At 44.0% G+C, this 266-nt stretch carries 1 pseudogene; it reads right to left on the bottom strand.

From position 1 onward, the window contains the following. Positions 1-266, bottom strand: a pseudogene (locus R0J92_RS23570) (DNA-binding protein); the annotation flags it as partial.

Genomic DNA, 266 nt, shown 5'->3' with positions numbered 1-266 from the left:
ATGTCAATCAGATACGGTTCAATGACTCGTTCTGATTCCTCATTCTTGCTCGCTGCATAATACCGAATCCATACCTTCTGGGAATGATAACAAGCCCACTCTAGTTTCTCCCAAACCTCTGGATTCAAGTTCATCATCTTTGCTCCGGTGCGAAAGACGATGCGTTCATCTGCCAACTGTTCTAAATTGATCCTAATTTTTTCCGGTAGGCGATCAGCTAACCGTTGAATAGAACTTCGCAACTCTCCTTCATAAGGTGAGCCAAC

The organism is Tritonibacter sp. SIMBA_163 (genome assembly GCF_046535935.1).
Lineage (GTDB): Bacteria > Pseudomonadota > Alphaproteobacteria > Rhodobacterales > Rhodobacteraceae > Epibacterium > Epibacterium scottomollicae.
Note: the sequence above shows the minus strand (reverse complement) of the source record. Positions and strands in the feature narration are given on the sequence as shown.